General features: G+C 71.9%; 22 protein-coding genes and 1 pseudogene. 16 read left to right on the top strand and 7 right to left on the bottom strand.

What is annotated here, in order from left to right:
• Together AN218_RS02270 and AN218_RS02265 are read right to left on the bottom strand one after the other, a co-directional pair.
• Positions 1-429: pseudogene (locus AN218_RS02270) on the bottom strand (hypothetical protein); the annotation flags it as partial.
• Positions 430-599: 170 nt separating this feature from the next.
• Positions 600-1,967, bottom strand: a complete 1,368-nt coding sequence (locus AN218_RS02265) for a DUF2252 domain-containing protein (RefSeq protein WP_070014781.1) — start codon at positions 1,965-1,967, stop codon at positions 600-602.
• A gap of 375 nt (positions 1,968-2,342) precedes the next feature.
• Here AN218_RS02265 and dnaE point away from each other — a divergent pair, with 375 nt between their 5' ends.
• A complete protein-coding gene (gene dnaE / locus AN218_RS02260; RefSeq protein WP_070014790.1) occupies positions 2,343-5,885 on the top strand; it encodes a DNA polymerase III subunit alpha in 3,543 nt (1,180 codons plus the stop codon).
• A 240-nt stretch (positions 5,886-6,125) separates the two neighbouring features.
• On the opposite strand, the gene AN218_RS36360 is transcribed toward dnaE, so the two are convergent.
• Positions 6,126-6,302 (bottom strand): hypothetical protein, encoded by a 177-nt coding sequence (locus AN218_RS36360; protein WP_171908570.1) that lies wholly within the window; start codon positions 6,300-6,302, stop codon positions 6,126-6,128.
• A 241-nt stretch (positions 6,303-6,543) separates the two neighbouring features.
• On the opposite strand from AN218_RS36360, the gene AN218_RS02255 reads away from it, so the two are divergent.
• The 4 genes from AN218_RS02255 (at position 6,544) to AN218_RS37765 (ending at position 11,099) form a co-directional block, all read left to right on the top strand.
• Positions 6,544-7,899 (top strand): NYN domain-containing protein, encoded by a 1,356-nt coding sequence (locus AN218_RS02255; RefSeq protein WP_070014780.1) that lies wholly within the window; start codon positions 6,544-6,546, stop codon positions 7,897-7,899.
• Positions 7,900-8,078: 179 nt separating this feature from the next.
• Positions 8,079-9,137 carry an ABC transporter ATP-binding protein gene (locus AN218_RS02250; protein ID WP_420855927.1) on the top strand — a complete coding sequence of 353 codons (1,059 nt, stop codon included), beginning with the start codon at positions 8,079-8,081 and terminating at the stop codon, positions 9,135-9,137.
• 185 nt (positions 9,138-9,322) lie between these two features.
• The gene (locus AN218_RS02245) at positions 9,323-10,075 is read left to right on the top strand and encodes an ABC transporter permease (RefSeq protein WP_079131734.1); all 753 of its coding nucleotides are present in this window, start codon (positions 9,323-9,325) and stop codon (positions 10,073-10,075) included.
• 91 nt (positions 10,076-10,166) lie between these two features.
• Complete coding sequence (locus AN218_RS37765; protein WP_244900203.1) at positions 10,167-11,099, top strand: hypothetical protein; 933 nt, start codon at positions 10,167-10,169, stop codon at positions 11,097-11,099.
• A gap of 47 nt (positions 11,100-11,146) precedes the next feature.
• Here AN218_RS37765 and ybaK read toward each other — a convergent pair whose 3' ends face one another.
• The 3 genes from ybaK to AN218_RS02225 all read right to left on the bottom strand — a co-directional run bounded on the left by ybaK (position 11,147) and on the right by AN218_RS02225 (position 14,377).
• Positions 11,147-11,656 (bottom strand): Cys-tRNA(Pro) deacylase, encoded by a 510-nt coding sequence (ybaK, locus tag AN218_RS02235; protein ID WP_070014776.1) that lies wholly within the window; start codon positions 11,654-11,656, stop codon positions 11,147-11,149.
• 14 nt (positions 11,657-11,670) lie between these two features.
• The gene (locus AN218_RS02230) at positions 11,671-12,525 is read right to left on the bottom strand and encodes an LON peptidase substrate-binding domain-containing protein (protein ID WP_070014774.1); all 855 of its coding nucleotides are present in this window, start codon (positions 12,523-12,525) and stop codon (positions 11,671-11,673) included.
• A 235-nt stretch (positions 12,526-12,760) separates the two neighbouring features.
• Positions 12,761-14,377 (bottom strand): oxidoreductase, encoded by a 1,617-nt coding sequence (locus AN218_RS02225; protein WP_070014772.1) that lies wholly within the window; start codon positions 14,375-14,377, stop codon positions 12,761-12,763.
• Positions 14,378-14,619: 242 nt separating this feature from the next.
• Between AN218_RS02225 and hisD the strand changes: the two genes are divergently transcribed.
• The 11 genes from hisD to AN218_RS02175 all read left to right on the top strand — a co-directional run bounded on the left by hisD (position 14,620) and on the right by AN218_RS02175 (position 21,874).
• Positions 14,620-15,945: a histidinol dehydrogenase gene (hisD, locus tag AN218_RS02220; RefSeq protein WP_070014770.1), complete on the top strand. Its 1,326-nt coding sequence runs from the start codon at positions 14,620-14,622 to the stop codon at positions 15,943-15,945.
• Positions 15,942-17,048, top strand: coding sequence for a histidinol-phosphate transaminase (locus tag AN218_RS02215; protein ID WP_070014768.1), 1,107 nt, complete (start codon positions 15,942-15,944; stop codon positions 17,046-17,048). The genes hisD and AN218_RS02215 overlap by 4 nt, the downstream gene beginning before the upstream one ends.
• Before the next feature lie 2 nt (positions 17,049-17,050).
• The gene (hisB, locus tag AN218_RS02210) at positions 17,051-17,641 is read left to right on the top strand and encodes an imidazoleglycerol-phosphate dehydratase HisB (RefSeq protein WP_070014785.1); all 591 of its coding nucleotides are present in this window, start codon (positions 17,051-17,053) and stop codon (positions 17,639-17,641) included.
• A complete protein-coding gene (locus tag AN218_RS36355; protein ID WP_171908569.1) occupies positions 17,638-17,802 on the top strand; it encodes a hypothetical protein in 165 nt (54 codons plus the stop codon). The genes hisB and AN218_RS36355 overlap by 4 nt, the downstream gene beginning before the upstream one ends.
• Entirely contained in the window at positions 17,799-18,491 is a 693-nt protein-coding gene (hisH, locus tag AN218_RS02205; protein ID WP_070014783.1) for an imidazole glycerol phosphate synthase subunit HisH, read from the top strand. Before AN218_RS36355 ends, hisH begins: the two co-directional genes overlap by 4 nt.
• A gap of 88 nt (positions 18,492-18,579) precedes the next feature.
• Positions 18,580-19,323 carry a bifunctional 1-(5-phosphoribosyl)-5-((5-phosphoribosylamino)methylideneamino)imidazole-4-carboxamide isomerase/phosphoribosylanthranilate isomerase PriA gene (priA, locus tag AN218_RS02200; RefSeq protein ID WP_070014766.1) on the top strand — a complete coding sequence of 248 codons (744 nt, stop codon included), beginning with the start codon at positions 18,580-18,582 and terminating at the stop codon, positions 19,321-19,323.
• Positions 19,320-19,736, top strand: coding sequence for a Rid family hydrolase (locus AN218_RS02195; protein ID WP_070014764.1), 417 nt, complete (start codon positions 19,320-19,322; stop codon positions 19,734-19,736). The genes priA and AN218_RS02195 overlap by 4 nt, the downstream gene beginning before the upstream one ends.
• A gap of 73 nt (positions 19,737-19,809) precedes the next feature.
• Complete coding sequence (hisF, locus tag AN218_RS02190; protein ID WP_070014762.1) at positions 19,810-20,604, top strand: imidazole glycerol phosphate synthase subunit HisF; 795 nt, start codon at positions 19,810-19,812, stop codon at positions 20,602-20,604.
• Positions 20,605-20,677: 73 nt separating this feature from the next.
• Complete coding sequence (locus AN218_RS38865) at positions 20,678-20,956, top strand: SH3-like domain-containing protein (protein ID WP_070014760.1); 279 nt, start codon at positions 20,678-20,680, stop codon at positions 20,954-20,956.
• A complete protein-coding gene (locus tag AN218_RS38860) occupies positions 20,949-21,287 on the top strand; it encodes an SH3-like domain-containing protein (protein WP_070014758.1) in 339 nt (112 codons plus the stop codon). The genes AN218_RS38865 and AN218_RS38860 overlap by 8 nt, the downstream gene beginning before the upstream one ends.
• Complete coding sequence (locus AN218_RS02175; RefSeq protein ID WP_070014757.1) at positions 21,284-21,874, top strand: nitrile hydratase subunit alpha; 591 nt, start codon at positions 21,284-21,286, stop codon at positions 21,872-21,874. The genes AN218_RS38860 and AN218_RS02175 overlap by 4 nt, the downstream gene beginning before the upstream one ends.
• A gap of 105 nt (positions 21,875-21,979) precedes the next feature.
• Here AN218_RS02175 and AN218_RS02170 read toward each other — a convergent pair whose 3' ends face one another.
• Complete coding sequence (locus AN218_RS02170; RefSeq protein WP_070014755.1) at positions 21,980-22,612, bottom strand: TIGR03085 family metal-binding protein; 633 nt, start codon at positions 22,610-22,612, stop codon at positions 21,980-21,982.
• Positions 22,613-22,914 lie beyond the last annotated feature (302 nt).

The raw sequence follows: 22,914 nt of genomic DNA, 5'->3' as shown, positions 1-22,914 counted from the left end.
GAGGGCACCGGGGTCGGCGAGCGCCCCGTGCCGCAGCCCCTCGGCGCCCGGCGAGGCGCCGCGCGGTCCGAGGTGGGCCAGTGCCGAGCCGACTCCGCTGCCGCCGCACAGCAGGTCGACGCCGACGGTGCGCAGCGGTCCGGTGACCGGGCCGCCCGTCTGTCCGTAACAGGTGTGCTGGCCGGTGGTGAAGACGGTGTCGGCGAGCAGTTCGAGCGGGATCAGCACGGCGGCGATGCGGCCGAAGCCGCGTTCGCGGTCGGCCAGCGCGAAGGCCAGCAGGAAGATCACGGCGGTGACGGCGAGCAGCGGGCCGACGGGGAGCGGCACCCCGGAGAGCAGGACGTGGGAGCCCGCGGACAGCGTGACGCACAGCACGGTGAAGATCACCGCGCGCACCGTCCGTATGCCTGCCGCATCCATGTCCATCGCCGGGAAGTGTGCCACGAGGAGGCGTAAGGGGTCTCTAAATGTGCCCGGCGGATCAAGGGCGACCGCCGCCGGGCGGCACCCTTCGGGGCCCGCCCGGCCCGCCGTCCTCCCTGACAGCTCCTTCGGTTCCAACAGCTCCACCGGCTGCTTCAGGTCCTACGGGTCCCTCAGTCCTGAAGGCCCGGGATCCGCCCGTTGCGGAACAGGTCGACGAAGATCTGGTGGTCGTGCCGCGTCCGCGTCCCGTAGTCGTGCGCGAAGTCGGTGAGCATCTGCGCGAAGCCCTCCTCGTCCTCGCCTATGGCCTCGTCGATGGCGCGCTCGGTGGAGAACGGCACCAGGGAGTGCCCGCTCTCGTCGTCCGCGGCGGCGTGCATCGTGGCGGTGGCCCGGCCGAGGTCGCCGACGACCCGGGTGATGTCGTCGAGGTCGTCCAGATCCGACCAGTCCAGGTCCAGGGCGTACGGCGAGACCTCGGCCACGAGCTGCCCGGCGCCGCGCAGTTCGGTCCAGCCCAGCCACGGGTCGGCGTGCGCCTGGAGCGCGCGCTGCGAGATGACGGTGCGGTGGCCCTCGTGCCGGAAGTAGCCGTGGATGGCGGGGTCGGTGATGTGGCGGGAGACGGCGGGCGTCTGCGCCTGCTTCATATAGATCACGAGGTCGTTCTCAAGGGCGTCGCTGTGCCCTTCGAGAAGGATGTTGTACGACGGCAGGCCCGCGCTGCCGATGCCGACGCCGCGGCGTCCGACGACGTCCTTGACGCGGTAGGCGTCGGAGCGGAAGCGGGTAGCCCCGGGCAGCGTGGCGATGTACGCGTCGAAGGCCTCCAGCACCTCGGAGCGCACGTCCTCCTCCAGTGCGACGGCGCCGCCGCCGGGCGCGAACCGGCGCTCCCAGTCGCGGATCTCGGTCATCGTCTCCAGCAGCCCGAAGCGGGTGTTGGTGCGCGCCGAGCGCAGCGCCGCGAGGACCGGGCCGTGCGCGGTGTCGAGGGTGAGCGCGGGAGGCGTGCCGTCGCCGCTCTGCTCCCCGCCGCCGGCGAGGGCGCGGATGCGCTCGCGGTAGGCGCCCGCGTACGTCCGCACCAGTCCGCTGATCTGCTCGTCGCTGAGGGCCTTGCCGTAGCCGAGCAGCGCGACGGAGGCGGCGAAGCGCTTCACGTCCCAGGTGAACGGGCCCACGAACGCCTCGTCGAAGTCGTTGACGTTGAAGACGAGGCGGCCGTTGGCGTCCATGTACGTGCCGAAGTTCTCGGCGTGCAGATCGCCGTGGATCCAGACCCGGCCGGTGCGCTCGTCCAGGAACGGGCCCTTCCGCACGGACTCGCCGCCGGGTCCGTCGTCCTCGGCGGCGTCGGCGTAGAAGAGGCAGGCGGTGCCCCGGTAGAAGGCGAACGCGGAGGCGGCCATCTTGCGGAACTTGACCCGGAAGGCGGCCGGATCGGCGGCCAGCAGCTCTCCGAAGGCCTCCGCGAAGACCTCCAGTATCCGTTCGGCGCGGGCCTCCGCCGCCTCTCCGGTCTGCTGCGTTGCCATGAGGGACCGCCTTCCGGGTTCGTCGCCGTTCGGGGCTCGGCGTACTGATGCTCGGGTGTACCGATGCTCGGCGTACCGATGTCGGGGAGTGCAGCGGAATCTTCTCGCACGCCCCGCTGCACGCTGCCGCGCCCCTTCGTACCTCACTGCCGCGTTCCGCGTCCTCGCAACGCCGCCCGCGTACGGTCCCCGCCGCGCCGCCGCCCGCTCGCCGTGCCTTCTCCGCGTCTTCTCCGTGCCTTCTCCGCGCTCTCCCGACGCCGCGGCGCCGTACGGGAGTTGGACCCGGGCGGCCGCCCGCCGCGGATGTCGGTGGCGGGTCGTAGACTCCGAATCCGATCCAGCAAAAGCCGTGCTCCGGAGGTGTCCCACGCCGTGACAGACAAGCCGTTCACACATCTTCACGTGCACACTCAGTACTCGCTGCTGGACGGCGCCGCGCGGCTGAAGGACATGTTCAAGGCGTGCGACCAGATGGGCATGTCGCACATCGCGATGACGGACCACGGCAACCTGCACGGTGCCTACGACTTCTTCCACCAGGCCCAGTCCGCGGGCATCACCCCGATCATGGGCATCGAGGCGTACGTCGCCCCGGACCACCGCCGCAACATGCGCCCCGTCAAGTGGGGCACCCCGCACCAGAAGCGCGACGACGTCTCCGGTAACGGCGCGTACACGCACATGACGATGTGGGCCCGCGACAAGGAGGGCCTGCACAACCTCTACCGGGCCCAGTCCCGCGCCGGTCTGGAGGGCTTCTTCCGCAAGCCCCGCATGGACCGCGAACTGCTCGCCGAGTACGCGAAGGGCATGATGGCCACCACGGGCTGCCCGTCCGGCGAGGTGAGCACCAAGATCCGCCTGGGCCAGTTCGAGGAGGCCGTCCAGGCCGCCGGGGAGTTCCAGGACATCTTCGGCAAGGAGAACTTCTTCGTCGAGCTGATGGACCACGGCATCGACATCGACAAGCGGGCGCGCGACGGCCTGGAGGAGGTCGCGAAGCGGATCGACGCCCCGTTCGTCGTCACCAACGACTCGCACTACACCTACGAGCACGAGTCCACGGCCCACGACACCCTGCTGTGCATCCAGACCGGGAGCAACCTCTCCGACCCGGACCGCTTCAGCTTCGACGGCGCCGGCTACTACATCAAGTCCGCCGAGGAGATGTACGCCATCGACTCCTCGGACGTCTGGCAGCAGGGCTGCCGCAACACACAGCTCCTGATCGCCGAACGCGTCGACACCACCGGCATGTTCGAGACGAAGAACCTCATGCCGCGCTTCGACGTGCCCGAGGGGTACGACGAGGTCTCCTGGTTCAAGGAGGAGGTCAAGCGGGGCATGGCCGTGCGCTACCCGGGCGGCGTCCCACAGGACCGCCAGGAGCTCGTCGAGTACGAGATGGACGTCATCATCTCGATGGGCTTCCCCGGATACTTCCTCGTCGTCGCCGACTTCATCAACTGGGCCAAGGACAACGGCATCGCGGTCGGCCCCGGCCGCGGCTCGGCCGCCGGTTCGATCGTCTCGTACGCCATGGGCATCACGGACCTCGATCCCCTCACCCACGGACTGATCTTCGAGCGGTTCCTCAACCCCGAGCGCGTCACCATGCCCGACGTCGACATCGACTTCGACGAGCGCAGGCGCGGCGACGTCATCCGGTACGTCACCGAGAAGTACGGCGCCGACAAGGTCGCCATGATCGGCACGTACGGCACGATCAAGGCCAAGAACGCCATCAAGGACTCGGCCCGCGTGCTGGGTTACCCGTACGCGATGGGCGACCGGATCACCAAGGCGATGCCCGCCGACGTCCTGGGCAAGGGCATCCCGCTCGCCGGCATCACCGACAAGGACCACCCGCGCTACAGCGAGGCGGGCGAGATCCGTGCGATGTACGAGAACGAGCCGGACGTGACGAAGGTGATCGACGCCGCACGCGGCATCGAGGGCCTGGTGCGGCAGATGGGCGTGCACGCCGCGGGCGTGATCATGTCCAGCGAGAAGCTGATCGACCATGTGCCGGTGTTCTCGCCGAAGAACGACGGCGTCGTCGTCACGCAGTGGGACTACCCGAGCTGCGAGGCGCTGGGCCTGCTGAAGATGGACTTCCTCGGCCTGCGCAACCTCACGATCATGGACGACGCGGTCAAGATGATCCGCAAGAACAAGGACATCGACCTCAAGCTGCTCGATCTGCCGCTGGACGACCAGAAGACCTTCGAACTGCTCTGCCGCGGCGACACGTTGGGCGTCTTCCAGTTCGACGGCGGTCCCATGCGCTCCCTGCTGCGCATGATGAAGCCCGACAACTTCGAGGACATCTCCGCCGTCTCGGCCCTGTACCGGCCCGGCCCGATGGGCATGAACAGCCACATCAACTACGCCCTGCGCAAGAACGGCCAGCAGGACATCACCCCGATCCACCCGGAGCTGGAGGAGCCCCTCAAAGAGGTTCTCGACATCACCCACGGCCTGATCGTCTATCAGGAGCAGGTGCAGAAGGCCGCCCAGGTGCTCGCGGGCTACTCGCTCGGCCAGGCCGACCTGCTGCGCCGCGCGATGGGCAAGAAGAAGAAGGAGGTTCTCGACAAGGAGTTCGTGAACTTCCAGAAGGGCATGCGCGACAACGGCTACTCGGACGATGCCATCCAGGCCGTCTGGGACGTGCTGGTGCCCTTCGCCGGCTACGCCTTCAACAAGGCGCACTCCTCCGCGTACGGCCTCGTCACGTACTGGACGGCCTACCTCAAGGCCAACTACCCCGCCGAGTACATGTCCGCGCTGCTCACCTCGGTGCGCGACGACAAGGACAAGTCGGCGGTCTATCTCAACGAGTGCCGAAAGATGGGCATCAGGGTCCTCCCGCCGGACGTCAACGAGTCCGAGGCGAACTTCACCTCGCGGGACGACTCCACCATCGTGTTCGGTCTGACGGCCGTCCGCAACGTCGGGCAGAACGTCGTGGACTCCATCGTCAAGTGCCGCAAGGCGAAGGGGAGGTACACCTCCTTCCCGGACTTCCTCGACAAGGTCGAGGCCGTCGTCTGCAACAAGCGGACGGTCGAATCGCTCATCAAGGCCGGCGCGTTCGACGAGATGGGGCACACGCGCAAGGGCCTCACCGCCCAGTTCGAGCCGATGATCGACAACGTGGTGCAGGTCAAACGCAAGGAGGCCGAGGGGCAGTTCGACCTCTTCGGCGACCTGGGCGGGGCCGACGGCGAGGACTCACCGGGCTTCGGCCTCGATGTGACGTTCTCCGAGGAGGAGTGGGAGAAGACGTATCTCCTCGCCCAGGAGCGGGAGATGCTCGGCCTCTACGTCTCGGACCACCCGCTCTTCGGCCTGGAACACGTACTGAACGAGAAGGCGGACGCCGCCATCGCCCAGCTCACCGGCGGCGAGCACTCCGACGGGGCGATCGTCACCATCGGCGGCATCATCTCCGGCCTCCAGCGGAAGATGACCAAACAGGGCAACGCCTGGGCGATCGCCACCGTCGAGGATCTGGCCGGCTCCATCGACTGCATGTTCTTCCCGGCGACGTACCAGCTCGTCTCCACCCAACTCGTCGAGGACGCCATCGTGTTCGTCAAGGGCCGCCTCGACAAGCGCGAAGACGTGCCGCGTCTCGTCGCGATGGAGCTGATGATCCCGGACCTCAGCGAGGCGTCCGTCGCCGCGCCCGTGACGATCACGATCCCGACGGTGAAGATCACGCCGCCGCTGGTGGAGAAGCTCGGCGAAGTCCTCACCCACCACCGGGGTTCGAGCGAGGTACGCGTACGCCTCCAGGGCGCGCGCAAGACCACGGTCCTGCGGCTCGACCGGCACCGGGTCACGCCCGACCCGGCGCTCTTCGGCGACCTGAAGGAGCTGCTCGGCCCGTCCTGCATGGCGGGCTGACCGAGGCGGGCGGCGCGTCCCGTCCCGTACGGCCGTGCCCAACTGCCGTACGGACAGCGGCGGCTGAGACGGCCGGCGCAAACAGACCGGCGCAAAGCGAGAACAGAGCAGAACGGCGCGAGCGCAGAAGAGAGGGCGGCCCCGGGGCTGGGGCCGCCCTCTGCTCATAAGCGCCGACGTGCAGTGCCCAAGGGCACAGGTGATCAAAGGGATTGCTGTCGACCGCTGCGCCAGGCAGGGTCAGTTGTGCCCGAAGCGCCGCTGGTGTCTGCGAGCGACATCGGCGGGGCTGACGCTCCTGCCCGACGACGGACGCGAGGTGCCGCCCTCCGACGGGCCGCTTTCGTTGCCGCCTTGGTCGCGCTCGTCGCTTCCGGCTTTCTTCCGACTGCGTTCCTGATTCCTGCCCTTGGCCATGATCGCCTCCTGGTGACCGTTGAACTTTGGGCCGAATTCAGCCTGGCACGGGGGTATGAAGCGCGCATGTCGGACAATCACCGTGAGTAAGACGGTTCTTCGCCGTGTTGCGGGTCCACCTCATGTGTGCCGCCGCGCCGATGCCCGTGCACGGACGGTGGGCCCTGTACGGTCGGGCAGACTCGAAGGCGAAAGACGACCGAGGCCCGGGCCGGGGTCGGTGACCGAGAGTGGGTGGACCGTGGACCGCTGCGTCGTTCTGGTGGATGCCGGATATCTGTTGGGCGCGGCCGCGAGTCTCTTGGCGGGCGAGCCGATGCGCTCCCAGATCAGCGTGGACCACGCGGCCCTCATCCGCGGACTGCGCGAGCGTGCCGAGGCCGACACCGGCCGTGATCTGCTGCGGATCTACTGGTTCGACGGTGCCCCCGACCGGGTGCCGCAGCCCGAGCACCGCAGGCTGCGGGTGATGCCGCGCGTGACCGTACGGCTCGGAGCGCTGACCCGGAGCGACGGCCGCTGGGCGCAGAAGGGCGTCGACGCGGCGATGCACGCCGAACTCACCGAACTGGCCCGCAACCGCGCCTGCTCCGACATCGTGCTCGTCACCGGCGACGGGGATCTGCTGCCCGGACTGATGTCCGCGAAGGAACACGGCGTCGCCGTGCATCTGTGGGCCGTGCAGGCCGCCGACGGCGACTACAACCAGTCCGAGGACCTCGTCGCGGAGGCCGACGAGCGCCGCGTGCTGAACCGGAGCTGGATCACCGAGGCCGTACGGGCCACCGAACCCTCCGGCGCCTACCCTCCGCAGTCCGCCCCGCGGCCCGAGATCGCCGCGATCCTCTCGGCGCCGCTGCCCGAGTCGTCGAAGAACGGCAGCGGACCGGTGGCGCCCGCCCCGGCGGCGGCCGCACCGGCCTCCGACGTGGCGGCCCCGTCACCGGAGACCGCCCCCGCGGGCACCGCCGCGGACGCGAGCGCTCCGGCGCCCCCGCAGGACGAGACCGCCGAGGAGGAGAGCGAGGACGCGGGCAGAGGCACCGGAGGCGCCGTACCGACCCCCAAGGACCTCGCCGGACTCGGCCGTCCCGCGCCGCCGCAGCCCGGCCAGGGCACACCGTCCGGCACCACGCTGCGCTGGTCCTCCGAGCGGGGCTGGGTCGAGCGCGGTACGCCGGGGGAGTCCCCGGAGGTGGCCGCGCTGCCGATGCTGGCGCAGCTCACGACGGCCGAGCAGCGCTGGGCCGACCGCGAGGAGGACANCGAGCAGCGCTGGGCCGACCGCGAGGAGGACATCACCGCGGTCAGCGGCGACCCCTTCGAGGTCGGCCAGGTCTTCGCCCGGCGCTGGCTGGAACGGCTCACTCCGCCCGGACAGGTGCAGACGCTGGCCCGTGAGTACCCGCGTATCCCGCACCGCATCGACGGGGAACTGCTGCGCTACGCCGCCCGGTTCGGGCTGCTGGCGCACAAGGACGACCAGATCGACGAGCACGACCGCTATGCGATCCGCGCGGGCTTCTGGCGCGAGGTCGACGCCCCGGTCGCCGGGCAGAGCCCGTCCGACGAGGACGCCCCCGCCGCCGGGCAGTAGCCGCGTACCGTCCCGCCTCCCCGTTCGTCGTCTCGTCCCCGTCCCGCCCCGGAGCCCGTCCGCGGCGACCCTTCCGGACAGTGCGCCGACGGTGCAGCGTAGGCTCGTCGCTCGTGGGAACCGGCACTCGGCAGCAGACGGCGGAGAGCGTGCAGACGCCGCCACGGGCCGCCGTGCGTATCGCCGGTCTCGTCAAGACATATCCCGTGAGCGGACGCGGACGCCGACCGTTCCCCCTGAACCTGCTGCCGGAGGCCCGGCGTCCGGACGCGCACGCAAGCGGAAACGGCAGCGGAAGCCGGGGCGTCCGGGGCGCTGCGGGCCCCACGGGCACGGCGGCCGTACGGGCCTGCGACGGGGTCACCCTCACGGTCCGGCAGGGCGAGGTCTTCGGGCTGCTGGGCCCCAACGGAGCCGGGAAGTCCACCGTCGTCAGACAGCTCACCGGACTGATGCGGCCCGACTCCGGCACTGTCGACGTCCTGGGACACGACGTGGTCCGGCATCCCGAACGTGCCGCGCGGATCCTCGCCTACCTCGGCCAGGAGTCCGGCGCGCTCGACGAGCTGACCGTCTCCCTCGCGGCGGAGACCACCGGACGGCTGCGCGGACTGGACGCGGCGGCGGCACGGCGCGAGAGCGACGACGTCCTCGCGGAGCTGGGCCTGACCGGACTCGCCGGGCGTGCGCTGAAGAAGCTCTCGGGCGGACAGCGGCGGCTGGCCTGCGTCGCGTCGGCACTGGTCGGTGAGCGTCCGCTGCTCGTACTGGACGAGCCGACGACCGGCATGGACCCGGTCGCCCGGCGTGCGGTGTGGTCGGCGATCGAACGCAGACGTGCCGAACGCGGCACGACGGTGGTGCTGGTGACGCACAACGTGCTGGAGGCGGAGACGGCCCTCGACCGGGTCGCCGTCCTCGACCGCGGGCGGGTCATCGCCTGCGACACCCCGGGGGGACTGAAGGCGATGGTCGGCGGCGACGTACGGCTCGAACTCGTCTGGCGCGACCGCGCGCCCCTCGACGAGCCACGGGTCGCCGAACTCGCCGCGCGTGCCACGGTCTCCGGGCGGCGCTGGACGCTGCGGCTGTCGCCGGACGCGGCGCGTGCGGCGGTCGACGCCGTCACCACGGGGCGTGCCTTCGCCGCCCTCGACGACTTCTCGCTGGCCACGCCCAGCCTCGAGGACGTGTATCTCGCGCTGGGCGGCAGCGGAGAGGGGCTGGTGAAGGCGTGAGCACGGGAATCGCGCACGCACGGGCGCAGGCACGGGAACGGGAGCGGGAGCGCGCGGACCGGGCGGCACACACGGACGTCACGGACTCCGCCGCCAGCGGGACCGCCGCCGCCACCGTCACCGGCACCGCCGGGGTCACCGCTGCCGCAGCAGCACCCGACGGCGCCGAGGACGCGCAGGCACCCGTGCCTCTCGCGCCCCGCGCACGCCTGTGGCCGTCCCTGTCCGCCGTCTACCGCGCCCAGCTCTCGCGCGCCCGGGTCGCCCGCATCCCGCTGCTCTTCGTCGCGACGTTCCAGTCGCTGGGGATCATGGTGCTGATGCGCGGCGTCGTCGACGGCGGCGCCGAGTCGCGTGCCGTGGTCGCCGGTTCGGCGGTGCTGATCGTGGCGTTCGTCGCGCTGAACCTGCTCGCCCAGTACTTCGGACAGTTGCGCGCGGGCGGCGGCCTCGACCACTACGCGACGCTCCCGGTGCCGGCGGCCGCCGTGGTGCTGGGCGCGGCCGGTGCGTACGCCTCGTTCACGGTGCCCGGCGTCGTCGTCACCGCCGTCGCCGGCGGCGTCCTCTACCAGCTTCCGCTGAGCGGCCTGTGGGTGCTCGTCGCAGTCGTGCCGCTCGCCGGCGCCGCCCTCGCGGGGCTCGGCGCGGCGCTCGGACTGCTCGCCCCCAAGCCGGAGATCGCCACGCTCTGCGGCCAGTTGGGCATGTCTGCCGCGCTGCTGCTGGGCGTCCTCCCGGGCGGGCGGCTGCCGCAGCCGGTGGGTCTGCTGCGGGATCTGCTGCCCTCGACGTACGGCGTGGAGGCGCTGGCCCGTGCCTTCGAGACGCGTCCCGACTGGGGCCACGCGGCGCTGGACCTGGGCGTCTGCGCCGTCGTCGGCGTGGTGTCGCTGGCCCTGGCGACGTGGGCGTACCGGCGCGCGGCGGTGCGCTGAGCAGGTACGGGCGTCCGCACGCCGGCACCGGTCCCGGCGCATCTGCCGCCCCGGGCCCGAACTGACGCCCGGGACTGGCACGATGGCCTGCGTGACCGCACCAACGCCTTCCTCACCGGACCCCGACCACTCGCGCCGCTCCTCCCGCCCGTACCACGGCCACGGCGGCCGGCACGGCGGCGGACAGCCCGGCGCGCACCGCCCCGGCGACCCCGGGGGAGGCGAGCACTCCGGCCGTCCTTACGGGGGCGCAGCCGGCGAGGGGCAGCAGCCGTACGGCCCGTACGGACACCGGGGCGGGTACGGGGCGCAGGAGCACAACGGCCCGTACGGACAGCAGCACGGTTCCGGCTACGGGCCCCAGTACGAACGGCACGAGTACGAGCGGCACGAGTACGAACGCCACGAGGGCGGGGAGTACGGCGCGCACAACGGCGCGTACCAGAGCCCGCCCGACCCGGACGCCCTGGAGGCCCTCGACGAGCGGACGAGCGTGCGCCACGAGATCCGTACCGGTGCGCTGTGGGCGCTGGGCGTGCTCGTCCTCGGGGCGGGCCTCGGGCTGCTGTGGCTGTGGCTGGCGCCGCGGGTGCCGCTCGTCAGCGTGGACGGGGGCGTCTTCCTCAAGGACCCGGAGGGCGAGGAGGCGATCGGCGCCGACGGCACGTTCGTGCTGCTGGCGGTCGCCTTCGGTCTGGTGGTGGGCCTGTTCGCGTTCCTGCGCAGCCGCGGGGGCGGCGTCGGCATCGTCGTGGGCGTCGCGGTGGGAGCGCTGGTGGGATCCGTACTGGCGTGGCGGCTGGGCGTGTGGCTCGGTCCGAACGGCGACCTGGCCGCGTCCGCGAAGGCCGCGGGCGAGAACAAGCCGTTCGACGGGCCGTTGAAGCTTCAGGCCAAGGGCGCGCTGCTGGTCTGGCCGTTCGTCGCGCTCCTCACACATCTGGCGCTCATGGGCGTCTTCGGGCACCGCGATCCCGAACCCCTGCCGCAGCCGGAGGACGGCCGGGGCACGCGCCACTGGTGAGACGGCGGCGACGGAGAGGGCCCGCCGGGAGACGGCGGGCCCGTACGTCAGCCGCGGGCGACGGCCGCGCTTACCGCGCCGGTGAGGGCGGCCAGATCGCCGGGTGCCAGCTCGATCTCGAGACCGCGGCGTCCCGCCGAGACGCAGACCGTCTCGTACGCGGCGGCCGAGGCGTCCAGCACCGTCGGCAGCCGCTTGCGCTGTCCCAGTGGTGAGACGCCGCCCAGCACATAGCCCGTGGTCCGCTCGACGGCCGCAGGGTCGGCCATGACCGCCCGTTTGCCGCCGGCCGCGGAGGCGAGGGCCTTCAGATCGAGCGATGCGGAGACCGGCACGATCGCGACGGTCAGAGTGCCGTCGACCTCGGCGACGAGGGTCTTGAAGACCCGCTCGGGCTCGATGCCGAGCGCCTCGGCGGCCTCCGCGCCGTAGGAGGCGGCGGACGGGTCGTGCTCGTAGGAGTGCGTGGTGAAGGCGACGCCCGCACGTCCGGCGGCGAGCGTCGCCGGGGTCGCCGCCTGCTGCTGCCTGTGCCGGCCCTGCTTCTTCTTCGCCACTGCCCGGCGCCGGCTCAGTTCGGGCTGGTCGGGTCGCGGGTCAGCTCCGCCGCCGGGAGCGACGGCAGCTTCCCGATCACCGCCGTCTCGCGCCGCAGCAGCTTGAGTTCGTCCGCGAGGCGGGTCGCGGTGTCCGGGGCCTGCAGCAGACGCTGCTTGGTCGGGGTGTCCAGGATCGTCGCGGCGGCCACCAGATACGAGACGACCGACGGGTCGTCAGGCAGCTCCTGGCCGGCGGCGAGCGTGCGCTCCCGCGCGCTCGCGAGACGCTTCTGATAGCCGCGGAAGGCACGCAGCACACCCGAGGCCAGCGCCCCGGCGCCGTCGCCCTCCTCCTCCGGCAACTCCTCGACCTCGCCCATGAGATAGGGCCCGGAGGTGTCCACCGAGTGCAGCCGGAAGCGGGTCGTGCCGGTGGCCAGCACCTCGTAGCCCGGGCCGTCCGCGGACTCCTCGTCCTCGTCCACGGACGCGTCGTCGGTGCCCGCTCCCGTACCGCCGGAGGTGCCGCCTCCGGAGGACGCGGCGGGACCGCCGCCCGCGGCGCCGCCCGCGCCCGTACGTTCGCGGATCGTCGAGGCGTCGGCGACACAGCCGACCGAGTAGAACGACGCCATCGGGTCCGGCCCGAACCCGGCCATGGGCTCCGCGCCCTGCGGCGGCGCGCTCTCCGGCAGGCCCGTGAAGGTCTGCGCGACCTCGCGGCCGTCCCGGATGGCGACGACGCCGAAGCGGCGAGGCGTGTCCTCGGGGATCTTCAGCAGGTCCCGCATCAGCGCGCGGTAACGCTGCTCGAAGATGTTCAACGGCAGCACCAGGCCGGGAAACAGCACCGAGTTGAGGGGGAAGAGCGGAAGCGCGGTTGTCACAACGAGTAAGCCTAAAGCCTTCGGGGCGCGCGGGGCGCGCCCGATCGATCACGACTGCCCGTGACGTCCGGCGGACCGTGCTCCCGCGCGCCGCCGCACCGCGGTCCACGGCCGTACGCGGACGCCCGGCCCGCCGGCGCCGCCCGATGACGCCTCCTCATGACGCTGCTCACCATCGCCCTCCGTCGCCCGCCTTCCGTCGCCCGCCTTCCGCTGTCCGACTTCCGTGCCGCCCTCACTGACGCCGCAGCAGCCGCGTCGCACCCGTGGCCACCGTCGTCGCGAGTATCCAGCCGAGCAGGATCAGTCCCGCCGCGACCCACTGCGGACCGCCCGCCGGATCCCACGCGTCGTCCTGCCCCAGGCTGATGACCGGCAGCAGCAGATCGAGCGAGTACAGCGTGGCGTTCCAGTGCGGGGACTCCCCGTGCTTGAGCGGGTCCGGCGGGTTCGCCCCGAAGTACACGGCGCTGACCGCCCACAGCAGCGCCATCCACAGCGCGGCCTGCGCCGGGCGGTACCCGTAGGCGACCGTCCAGTCCTGTAAGTAGCCCCAGACCTTGCCCACCAGCGGGAGCGTCTCGCGGCGGCGCCGCTGCTTGGCCAGGAGCACCGCGCGGGCGTTGGTGTCCTCACCGCTGTTGCGGTACATCAGCGCCAACTGCTCGTACGGCAGCGGCGAATACTCGGGCGTCGCCGCCGACAGCCACCGCAGCCGCTCCCGTACGTTGAAGTGCCCCTCCTTGGGGATCGCCTGCTGATAGGTGAAGCCCGCCATCCACAGCCGCTGGTCCCGTGGCCAACTGCCCACCCTGTCCAGGAGTTTCTCCACGGTGGCGCCGGAGAGCACGATCAGACCGCGCTCCGGTGCGCGCGGCGTGAAGTTCAACTCGGGTGTCGAGATGCGGCGCAGGGACAGCTCCTGGTCCCGCTTGAGCTCGAAGCGGGCGTTCTCTATGACGAGCGAGGAGCCGAACCGACCGTCGTCCAGGACCACTCCGCCGGTGCACTCGAAGTGCTTCGTACGCCAGCGGCCCCCGCCCTCGGGGGTGAAGGGCACCGGCGTGCCGGAGGCGGGCGTGGTGCTGCCCTGGAGCTGCGAGGAGCGGCCCTTGTTGGCGTCGGCGAAGCTCGCCACGTGCTCGACGGTCATCTGCGGTGCGTGCAGGGCGTATCGGCCCTTGGTGTTGCGCAGCACCGTGCCGAACATGTGCAGCGAACTGCCCACCGTCGCGCCGCGCAGGCTCACTTCGCCGTCGGTCAGCAGCAGGCTCGCCTGGAGTTCCTGGGAGACGGTGATGCCGTCGGCCGCTATCGCGCGGATGCGCCGGCCGCTGCCGACGGTCGCCTCGTTCAGCAGCAGGTCGGTGCCGATGGTGGCGTCGGTGAGCTTGATGCCCTCGGGGATCGAGCAGCGCGGCAGGTGCAGATCGCCGTCGGTGCTCAGCCGGGCGGCCTCCACGCGCGGTATGTAGCAGTCGACGAGGCGCGCGGTGTGCATCCGCGCCTCCGACATCCGCACCTCCCGCTCGAAGCGGCACTGCCGCAGCTCGAAGTACGGCTCGATGATGCCGCCGGAGAGGTCGAGCACGTCCGTGATCCGCGCGCCCGAGACGTGCAGCGACGCGACGCGTCCCAGCAGCGGCGGCGGGCCGTGCAGCAGGAGCAGCGCGATGACGCGGGCGCGCACCGTGCGCTCGTCGCCCCAGTCGTGGTCGCCGTTGGGGTCGTCGAGTTCCGGTTCGCCGGTGCGCAGGTCGTACTCGCTGCCGTTGAGGAACGCCTGCCACATGCCCCACTCGGCTCTCGTCAGCCAGGTCGGCGGCTCCCTGGAATCCAGCGCCTCGCTCACCGGTCCTCTTCCCCCTTGTCTGCGGCGTCCTCTGCCGTGCCGTGTGCCGTGCCCTGTGCTGTGTCGTGTGCTGTGCCGTGGTGCGCGGCGGGCCGGTCGTGCCCGCCGCCCCTGATGCGTCGTCCGCTTCTTTCCCTCTGGGTGACTGTATGAACGCGAGAGGCGACGTTCGTCTCCAGGGGTGCGTATCACTCACTGATACGCGCGGCCGGTGGCCGGACGCCGTCTGAGAGACTGGACCCGTGATCTCCCGAATCGACCTGCGGGGTTCCGCCGTCTCTGCTAACGGCGGTGCCCACCGTGATCTGCTGCCCCGTGCCGAGCTCGGAGTCGAGGCCGCCCTGGAGAAGGTGCGGCCGATCTGCGAGGACGTACGGCATCGCGGCACCGCGGCGCTTCTCGACTACGCGCGGCGGTTCGACGGCGTGACGCTGGAGCGCGTCCGCGTCCCCCGGGAGGCCCTCGACAGCGCCCTGGAGGAGCTGGACCCGGACGTACGGGCCGCCCTGGAGGAGGCCGTCCGCCGCGCCCGCACCGTCCACCGCGACCAGCGGCGCACCGACTCCACCGTCACCGTCGTCCCCGGCGGCACCGTCACCGAGCGGTGGGTGCCGGTCGAGCGGGTCGGGCTGTACGTACCGGGCGGCCGTGCCGTCTATCCGTCCTCGGTCGTGATGAACGTGGTGCCCGCGCAGGAGGCCGGAGTCGACTCCCTCGCGGTGACCTCGCCGCCGCAGCCCGAGCACGGCGGACTGCCGCACCCGACGGTGCTCGCCGCGTGCGCGCTGCTCGGGGTGTACGAGGTGTACGCGGCCGGGGGCGCGCAGGCCGTCGCGATGTTCGCGTACGGCACCGACGAGTGCCCGCCGGCCCAACTCGTGACCGGGCCCGGCAACATCTACGTCGCCGCCGCCAAGCGGCTGCTCAAGGGCCGCATCGGCATCGACTCCGAGGCAGGGCCCACCGAGATCGCCGTTCTCGCGGACGACAGCGCCGACCCGGTGCACGTCGCCGCCGACCTCGTCAGCCAGGCCGAGCACGACACGGTCGCGGCAGCGGTGCTCGTCACGCCGTCCGCCGAGCTGGCGGAGGCCGTCGAGGGCGAGTTGACGGTGCAGGTGGCCGCAGCCCGCCACCGGGAGCGGATCAGCGAGGCGCTGGCCGGCCGGCAGTCGGGCATCGTCCTCGTCGACTCCCTGGAGGACGGCCTCGCGGTCGTCGACGCGTACGCCGCGGAGCACCTGGAGATCCAGACCCGCGACGCCGCGGCCTGGGCGGCCCGGGTGCGCAACGCGGGCGCGGTCTTCGTCGGCCCGTACGCCCCGGTCTCGCTCGGCGACTACTGCGCCGGCTCCAACCACGTGCTGCCGACGGGCGGTTGCGCCTGCCACTCCTCGGGCCTGTCCGTGCAGTCCTTCCTGCGCGGCATCCACGTCGTCGACTACTCCCGCGACGCCCTCGCGGAGGTCACCCACCACGTCGTCACGCTCGCCGAGGCCGAGGACCTACCGGCGCACGGGACGGCCCTGAAAGCACGGTTCGAGGGAAAGGTGCCGCAGAGCAAGTGACCGGCATCGAATCGCTTCCCGTCCGGGACGAGTTGCGCGGAAAGACCCCGTACGGCGCCCCGCAACTCGACGTGCCCGTACGGCTGAACACCAACGAGAACCCGTATCCGCTGCCCGAGGAGCTGGTCCGGCGCATCGCGGAGCGCGTCACCGAGGCCGCCCGCACGCTCAACCGCTACCCGGACCGGGACGCGCTCGCGCTGCGCGAGGCCCTGGCCGGCTATCTGACCCGTACGACGGGCTTCTCGGTCTCCCCGGCCCAGGTCTGGGCGGCCAACGGCTCGAACGAGGTCATCCAGCAACTGCTCCAGACCTTCGGCGGTCCCGGCCGCACGGCCATCGGCTTCGAGCCGTCGTACTCGATGCACGGCCTCATCTCCCGCGGCACGGGCACCGGTTGGCTCTCCGGGCCGCGGCGCGAGGACTTCACCGTCGACACCCGGGCCGCCGCGGAGGCCATAGCGGAGCACCGGCCCGAGGTCGTCTTCGTCTGCTCGCCGAACAACCCCACGGGCACGGCCGTCGACCGCGAGACGGTCGTGGCCCTGTACGAGGCGGCGCAGGCGGCACGGCCGTCGATGGTGGTCGTGGACGAGGCGTACGGCGAGTTCTCGCACCGCCCCTCGCTGCTGCCGCTGATCGAGGGCCGCCCCAACCTGGTGGTCACCCGTACCATGTCCAAGGCGTTCGGGGCGGCGGGTCTGCGCCTGGGGTATCTGGCCGCGGACCCGGCCGTCGTGGACGCGGTGCAGCTCGTACGGCTGCCCTACCACCTCTCGGCGGTCACCCAGGCCACGGCGCTGGCAGCCCTCGAACACACCGGCACGCTGCTCGGCTACGTCGAGCGGCTCAAGGGCGAACGCGACCGGCTGGTGCGGGAGTTGCGCGCCATCGGCTGCGAAGTGACGGAGTCCGACGCGAACTTCGTGCAGTTCGGCCGGTTCGAGGACGCGCATGCGACCTGGCAGGCCCTGCTGGAGCACGGCGTGCTCGTACGGGACAACGGAGTGCCGGGCCGGCTGCGGGTGACCGCGGGCACGCCCGAGGAGAACGACGCGTTCCTCGACGCGGTACGTGCAGTGACGAAGGAGAACCCCCGATGACTCTGGCTCGCGTGGGCCGCGTCGAGCGCACCACGAAGGAGACCTCGGTGCTCGTCGAGATCAACCTCGACGGCACCGGCAAGGCCGACGTCGCCACCGGCGTCGGCTTCTACGACCACATGCTCGACCAGCTCGGCCGCCACGGCCTGTTCGACCTGTCGGTCAAGACCGAGGGCGATCTGCACATCGACAGCCACCACACGATCGAGGACACCTCGATCGCGCTCGGCGCCGCCTTCAAGCAGGCGCTCGGCGACAAGCGCGGCATCGTGCGGTTCGCCAACGCATCCGTGCCGCTGGACGAGTCGCTGGCGCAGGTGACCGTCGACCTCTCGGGCCGCCCGTACCTGGTGCACAGCGAACCCGAGGGCATGGCCCCGATGATCGGCGAGTACGACACGACGATGACGCGGCACATCCTGGAGTCCTTCGTGGCACAGGCACAGGTCGCGCTGCACGTCCACGTGCCGTACGGGCGCAACGCGCACCACATCGTCGAGTGCCAGTTCAAGGCCCTTGCCCGCGCGCTGCGTTACGCCAGCGAGATCGACCCGCGGCAGAGCGGCATCCCCTCGACGAAGGGCGCGCTGTGACCGGCCTGTCGGCTCTGCTGATCTTCGTCGGGCTCTTCCTGCTCGGCGGGGCGATCTCGTTCTGGAAGCAGAAGCTGCCCAAGAGCGTGATCGCCGTGCTGGGCGCCGGTGCGGCGCTGGCGCTGCTCGCCGGGATCCTGCGGCTGGAGGTGTGGACGTGACCGCGGAGCGCACCGCCGAGCGCACCGCCGAGCCGGGCGAGGCCGCGCGCAAGAAGACCGTCGTCTTCGACTACGGCTTCGGCAACGTACGGTCGGCCGAGCGCGCCCTGCTGCGCGCGGGCGCGGACGTCGAGATCACCCGTGACTACGAGGCGGCGATGTCCGCGGACGGCCTGCTGGTGCCCGGCGTCGGCGCCTTCGCCGCCTGCATGGAGGGCCTGCGTTCGGCTCGCGGCGACTGGATCATCGAGCGGCGCCTCGCGGGCGGACGTCCCGTGCTGGGCATCTGCGTCGGCATGCAGATCCTCTTCGCACGCGGCGTCGAGCACGGCGTCGAGGCCGAGGGCATGGGCGAATGGCCGGGCACCGTGGGCCCGTTGAAGGCGGACGCCGACCACGCCGTGCCCCACATGGGCTGGAACACGGTCACGCCCGCCGAGGGCTCACGCCTCTTCGAGGGCCTCGCGCCCGACGACCGCTACTACTTCGTCCACTCCTACGCGGTGCACGACTGGGAACTCACCGTCACCAACCCGGCGATGCCCCCTCCCCTGGTGAGCTGGGCGGAGCATGGCGCTCCGTTCGTCGCCGCCGTCGAGAACGGGCCGCTGTGGGCGACGCAGTTCCATCCCGAGAAGTCGGGGGACTGCGGGGCGCGGCTGCTCGCCAACTGGGTCGCGTCGCTCTGACCCGCCGTCCGTCCCGCCGTCCGTTCTGCCGCTCCGCCGTACCGCTCCGAGCACACCGTTCAGCCCCTCACACCCGCCGGGAGTGTCCGTGCCCTCGTCCTCCTCAGCGCCCGCGCTGGAACTGCTCCCCGCCGTCGACGTGCGCGACGGTCAGGCCGTACGCCTCGTCCACGGCGAGTCCGGCTCCGAGACCGCCTACGGCGACCCGCTGCAGGCCGCCCTCAACTGGCAGCGCGCGGGCGCCCGTTGGCTGCACCTCGTAGACCTCGACGCGGCCTTCGGCACCGGCGACAACCGTGCCCGCATCGCCGAGGTGGCCCGCGCGATGGACATCGACGTCGAGCTGTCCGGCGGCATCCGCGACGACGACACCCTCGCCGCCGCCCTCGCCACCGGCTGCTGCCGCGTCAACCTGGGCACCGCCGCGCTGGAGACCCCCGAGTGGGTCGCCAAGGTGATCGCCGAGCACGGCGACAAGATCGCGGTCGGACTGGACGTACGGGGCAGGACGCTGCGCGGACGCGGCTGGACGCGCGACGGCGGCGACCTGTACGAGACGCTCGCCCGGCTCGACTCCGAGGGCTGCGCCCGCTACGTCGTCACGGACATCAACAAGGACGGCACCCTCAAGGGCCCCAACCTCGAACTGCTGCGCGGCGTCTGCGCGGTGACGGACCGTCCCGTCGTCGCCTCCGGCGGAGTCTCCTCGCTTGACGATCTGCGCGCGATCGCCACGCTGGTACCCGAGGGCGTCGAGGGCGCCATCGTGGGGAAGGCCCTCTACGCAGGGGCGTTCACACTGGAAGAGGCTTTGGAGGCCGTGTCGTCATGAGCCCGTCCGAACGGCCGGATCTGGACGTGGAGCGCGAACGCTCCGGCAGCACATGGGAGGAGACCATCGGCTTCGCGCGCGCCGTCGCCGCCGGCGACCGTGTGCTTGTGGCGGGCACGCTGCCGCTCGCGGACGGGAAGCTGCTGGGGGAGGGCTCACCGTACGAGCAGACGAAGGCCGCCTTCGGCAGGGCGCTGGACGCGCTGGAGCCCTTCGGCCTCGGCGCCGCGTCGGCGATCCGTACGCGGATGTACCTCACCCATGCGCGGGACGTGGACGACGCGGCCCGCGCCCACCGCGAGATCTTCGGCGAAGTCGCTCCCGCCGCCACGGTGGTGATCGTCTCCGGCTTCGTCGACTCCCGGGTCCTGGTACAGGTCGAACTGGAGGCCTTCCGCGGCGACCCCGCCTAGCCCCGCCTAGCCCCGACTTCCTACGACTCTGCCTTCGCCTCAACGCACCGCCCCTCGCAAGGAGTTCAGCACCATGTCCGTGGCCGTACGAGTGATCCCCTGCCTGGACGTGGACGCCGGCCGGGTCGTCAAGGGCGTGAACTTCACCAATCTGCGGGACGCGGGCGACCCCGTCGAGATGGCCAAGGTCTACGACGCGGAGGGCGCCGACGAGTTGACCTTCCTCGACATCACCGCCTCCTCCTCCGACCGTGAGACGACGTACGACGTGGTGCGCCGCACCGCCGAGCAGGTCTTCATCCCGCTGACGGTGGGCGGCGGCGTACGCAGCGGCGACGACGTGGACCGGCTGCTGCGCGCGGGCGCCGACAAGGTCGGCGTGAACACCGCCGCGGTCGCCCGCCCCGAACTGATCCGGGAGATCGCCGAACGCTTCGGCAGCCAGGTGCTGGTGCTCTCGGTGGACGCCAGGCGCCGCGTCGCGGACGACGGCACGGCGGACGCCTCCGGCACGGCGACACCGTCCGGCTTCGAGGTCACCACGCACGGCGGTCGGCGCGGCACCGGCGTCGACGCGGTCGAATGGGCCCGGCGCGCCGCGGAGTTGGGCGCGGGCGAGATCCTGCTGAACTCGATGGACGCGGACGGCACCCGCGACGGCTACGACACCGAGATGATCGAGGCCGTACGCAGACACGTCTCCGTCCCCGTGATCGCCTCGGGCGGCGCGGGCCGCCCGGACCACTTCCCCGCGGCGGTCCACGCGGGCGCGGACGCGGTCCTCGCCGCCTCGGTCTTCCACTTCGGCGACCTCCGCATCGGCGAGGTCAAGTCGGCACTGCGCGCGGCGGGGGCGGCGGTCCGCTGAGGCGGACGGCCTGCGGCGGGCGCGGCGCCCCGGCGGCTTCCAAGCGACGGCGTACGGGCCTAAGCTGCGGCGCATGAGCAGGGTGAACGACGTCGGTGGGCAGACGGGGTTCGGGCCCGTCGTGGTGGAGGAGGACGAGCCGGTCTTCCACGCCGACTGGGAGGCACGCGTGTACGCGCTGAACATCGCCCTCGTGCGGCGCGGCGTCTACACGCTGGACGAGTTCCGGGACGCCATCGAACGCATGCCTCCGCAGGCGTACTTGGCGGCTTCGTACTACGAGCGCTGGCTGCACGCCATCGAGGTGCTCACCGCGGAGCGCGGCGACGCGGAGCGGGGCGGCGATGAGTGAGCCCGTGGCCGTACGGTTCGCGCCCGGTGACCGGGTACGCACCCGGGCCGTCGACCCCGACCGGCACACACGGCTGCCGGCGTATGCGCGGGGCCGTACGGGACGGGTCCTCGCCGTCACCGGGAGCTGGCCGCTCGCCGACGACGTCGCGCGGCGCCGTGCCGAGCCGCGCGTCGAGCCCGTCTACACCGTCGTCTTCGCCGCCCGCGATCTGTGGGGCGAGGGGGAGCACGACGTGACGCTGGACCTGTGGCAGTCGTACCTGGAGCGCCCGGAGGGCACCGGGGACGGCCCTGGGCCGTACGGGCGGAAGAAGGAGGCCGTCTCATGAGCGGGGAGCACACGAGCAGTGCGGTGGCCGCGCGGGTGCGGCGCCTGGAGGAGCGGCTCATCGGCGAAGGGCTCGTGACCGACGGCGAGTTGGACGCCGTCCTCACGGCGGTTCTGGAGGGCGCGTCCCCGCTGAACGGCGCCCGCGTCGTCGCCCGCGCATGGAGCGACGCGGGGTTCCGCGAACGGCTGCTCGCGGACGCGAACGCCGCGCTGCCGGAGGTCGGGCTGTCCATGGCGGGCGGCTTGCAGGAGCAGCGCCTGAAGGTCGTCGCGAACACCGCCGGGCACCACAACGTGCTGGTCTGCACGCTGTGTTCGTGCTATCCGGTGGCGCTGCTGGGCCCGTCGCCGTCCTGGTACAAGAGCGAGGCGTACCGCTCGCGGGTGGTACGTGAACCGCGGGCGGTGCTCGCCGAGTTCGGGCTGGAGCTGCCGGACGGGCAGGAGATCACGGTCTGGGACTCCAGCGCCGAGAGCCGCTACATGGTGCTGCCCCGACGGCCCGCCGGCACGGGCGACTTGACCGAGGAGCAGCTCGCGGAACTGGTCACACGGGAAGGGCTCATCGGTACGGCGGCACTCTGAGCGGCACGGCACGGCACGGCGCCGGCTCCGTACGGGTCCCGGCCCCCGGTCCCGGGTCCCGGCCCGTACGGAGCCGGCCGTCGTCCCTCGTCCTGCGTGAGCGCGTCAGAGGCCCAGCTCCGCGTCGTGCGCCCGCGCCACCGCCTCCTTCTCGCCGTCCTCCTCGACGCGCGCCACACGCTGGCGCCCGGAGACGTACAGGGTGAGTTCGCCCGGCTCGCCCGTGACCGTCACGACCGGGGCGCCCTTGCGGGCGACGGCGGTCTGGCCGTCGGGGCGGCGCAGCACCAGCCCCACCGGCGACTTGCGGCCGAAGACGCGGGCCATCTTCTCCAGCCGCTTCCACAGCGCGTCCTGGAAGACGGAGTCCAGCTCGCGCGGCGTCCAGTCGGGCGCGGCGCGGCGCAGGTCCTCGGCGTGGATGTAGAACTCGACGGTGTTGGCGGCCTCGTCGATCTGCTTGAGCGCGTACGGGGACATGCGCGGCGGGCCGGTACGGATGAGCTGGATCAGCTCCTCGTACGGCTTCGCCGTGAACTCGCCCTGCACACGCTCGAGACGGGGCGCGAGCTGCTTCAGCAGTATCCCGCCGGCCGCGTCCGCGCGGCGCTCGCGCACCACCACGTGCGCGGCGAGGTCGCGGGCCTTCCAGCCCTCGCACAGGGTCGGGGCCTCGGGGCCGCTGCTCTCCAACAGGTCCGCGAGGATGAGACGTTCACGTTTCGCATGGGTCGACATGTCGCAAGGGTACGGCGGCCCCCGCGGGGGAGCGCTGATTTCCGGCTCCCGCGGGCCGGGTGCCGTCAAGCCGCGTACGGGCCCTGCCGGACGCGTACGGGGCCGTGCGGCACGGCAGTTGGCAGCGCTGCCGCACCGCATCCGTACAACACCGGTGCGCCGACGGTGAGTTCGGCGTACGGCGTATGGGCGGTGCCCGACGGCCGTGGGCGAGGTCCCGCGAGATCACCGCCGTCCCGCCACAAGATCACCGCCGTTCCCTCGCACGCTCCCCTCCGCCCCCTCTCCGCCCCCTCTCCACC

It is taken from the genome of Streptomyces nanshensis (assembly GCF_001751255.1).
Taxonomy (GTDB): Bacteria; Actinomycetota; Actinomycetes; order Streptomycetales; family Streptomycetaceae; genus Streptomyces; species Streptomyces nanshensis_A.
This window is presented reverse-complemented; position numbering and strand designations above follow the sequence as displayed.

Coding starts and splice junctions, on each gene's coding strand:
- hisF (WP_070014762.1), top strand. CDS start 19,810: ATGTCCGTGGCCGTACGAGTGATCCCCTGCCTGGACGTGGACGCCGGC.
- AN218_RS36360 (WP_171908570.1), bottom strand. CDS start 6,302: ATGGCCAAGGGCAGGAATCAGGAACGCAGTCGGAAGAAAGCCGGAAGC.
- AN218_RS02195 (WP_070014764.1), top strand. CDS start 19,320: ATGAGCCCGTCCGAACGGCCGGATCTGGACGTGGAGCGCGAACGCTCC.
- AN218_RS38860 (WP_070014758.1), top strand. CDS start 20,949: ATGAGTGAGCCCGTGGCCGTACGGTTCGCGCCCGGTGACCGGGTACGC.
- AN218_RS38865 (WP_070014760.1), top strand. CDS start 20,678: ATGAGCAGGGTGAACGACGTCGGTGGGCAGACGGGGTTCGGGCCCGTC.
- AN218_RS02265 (WP_070014781.1), bottom strand. CDS start 1,967: ATGGCAACGCAGCAGACCGGAGAGGCGGCGGAGGCCCGCGCCGAACGG.
- AN218_RS02170 (WP_070014755.1), bottom strand. CDS start 22,612: ATGTCGACCCATGCGAAACGTGAACGTCTCATCCTCGCGGACCTGTTG.
- AN218_RS02175 (WP_070014757.1), top strand. CDS start 21,284: ATGAGCGGGGAGCACACGAGCAGTGCGGTGGCCGCGCGGGTGCGGCGC.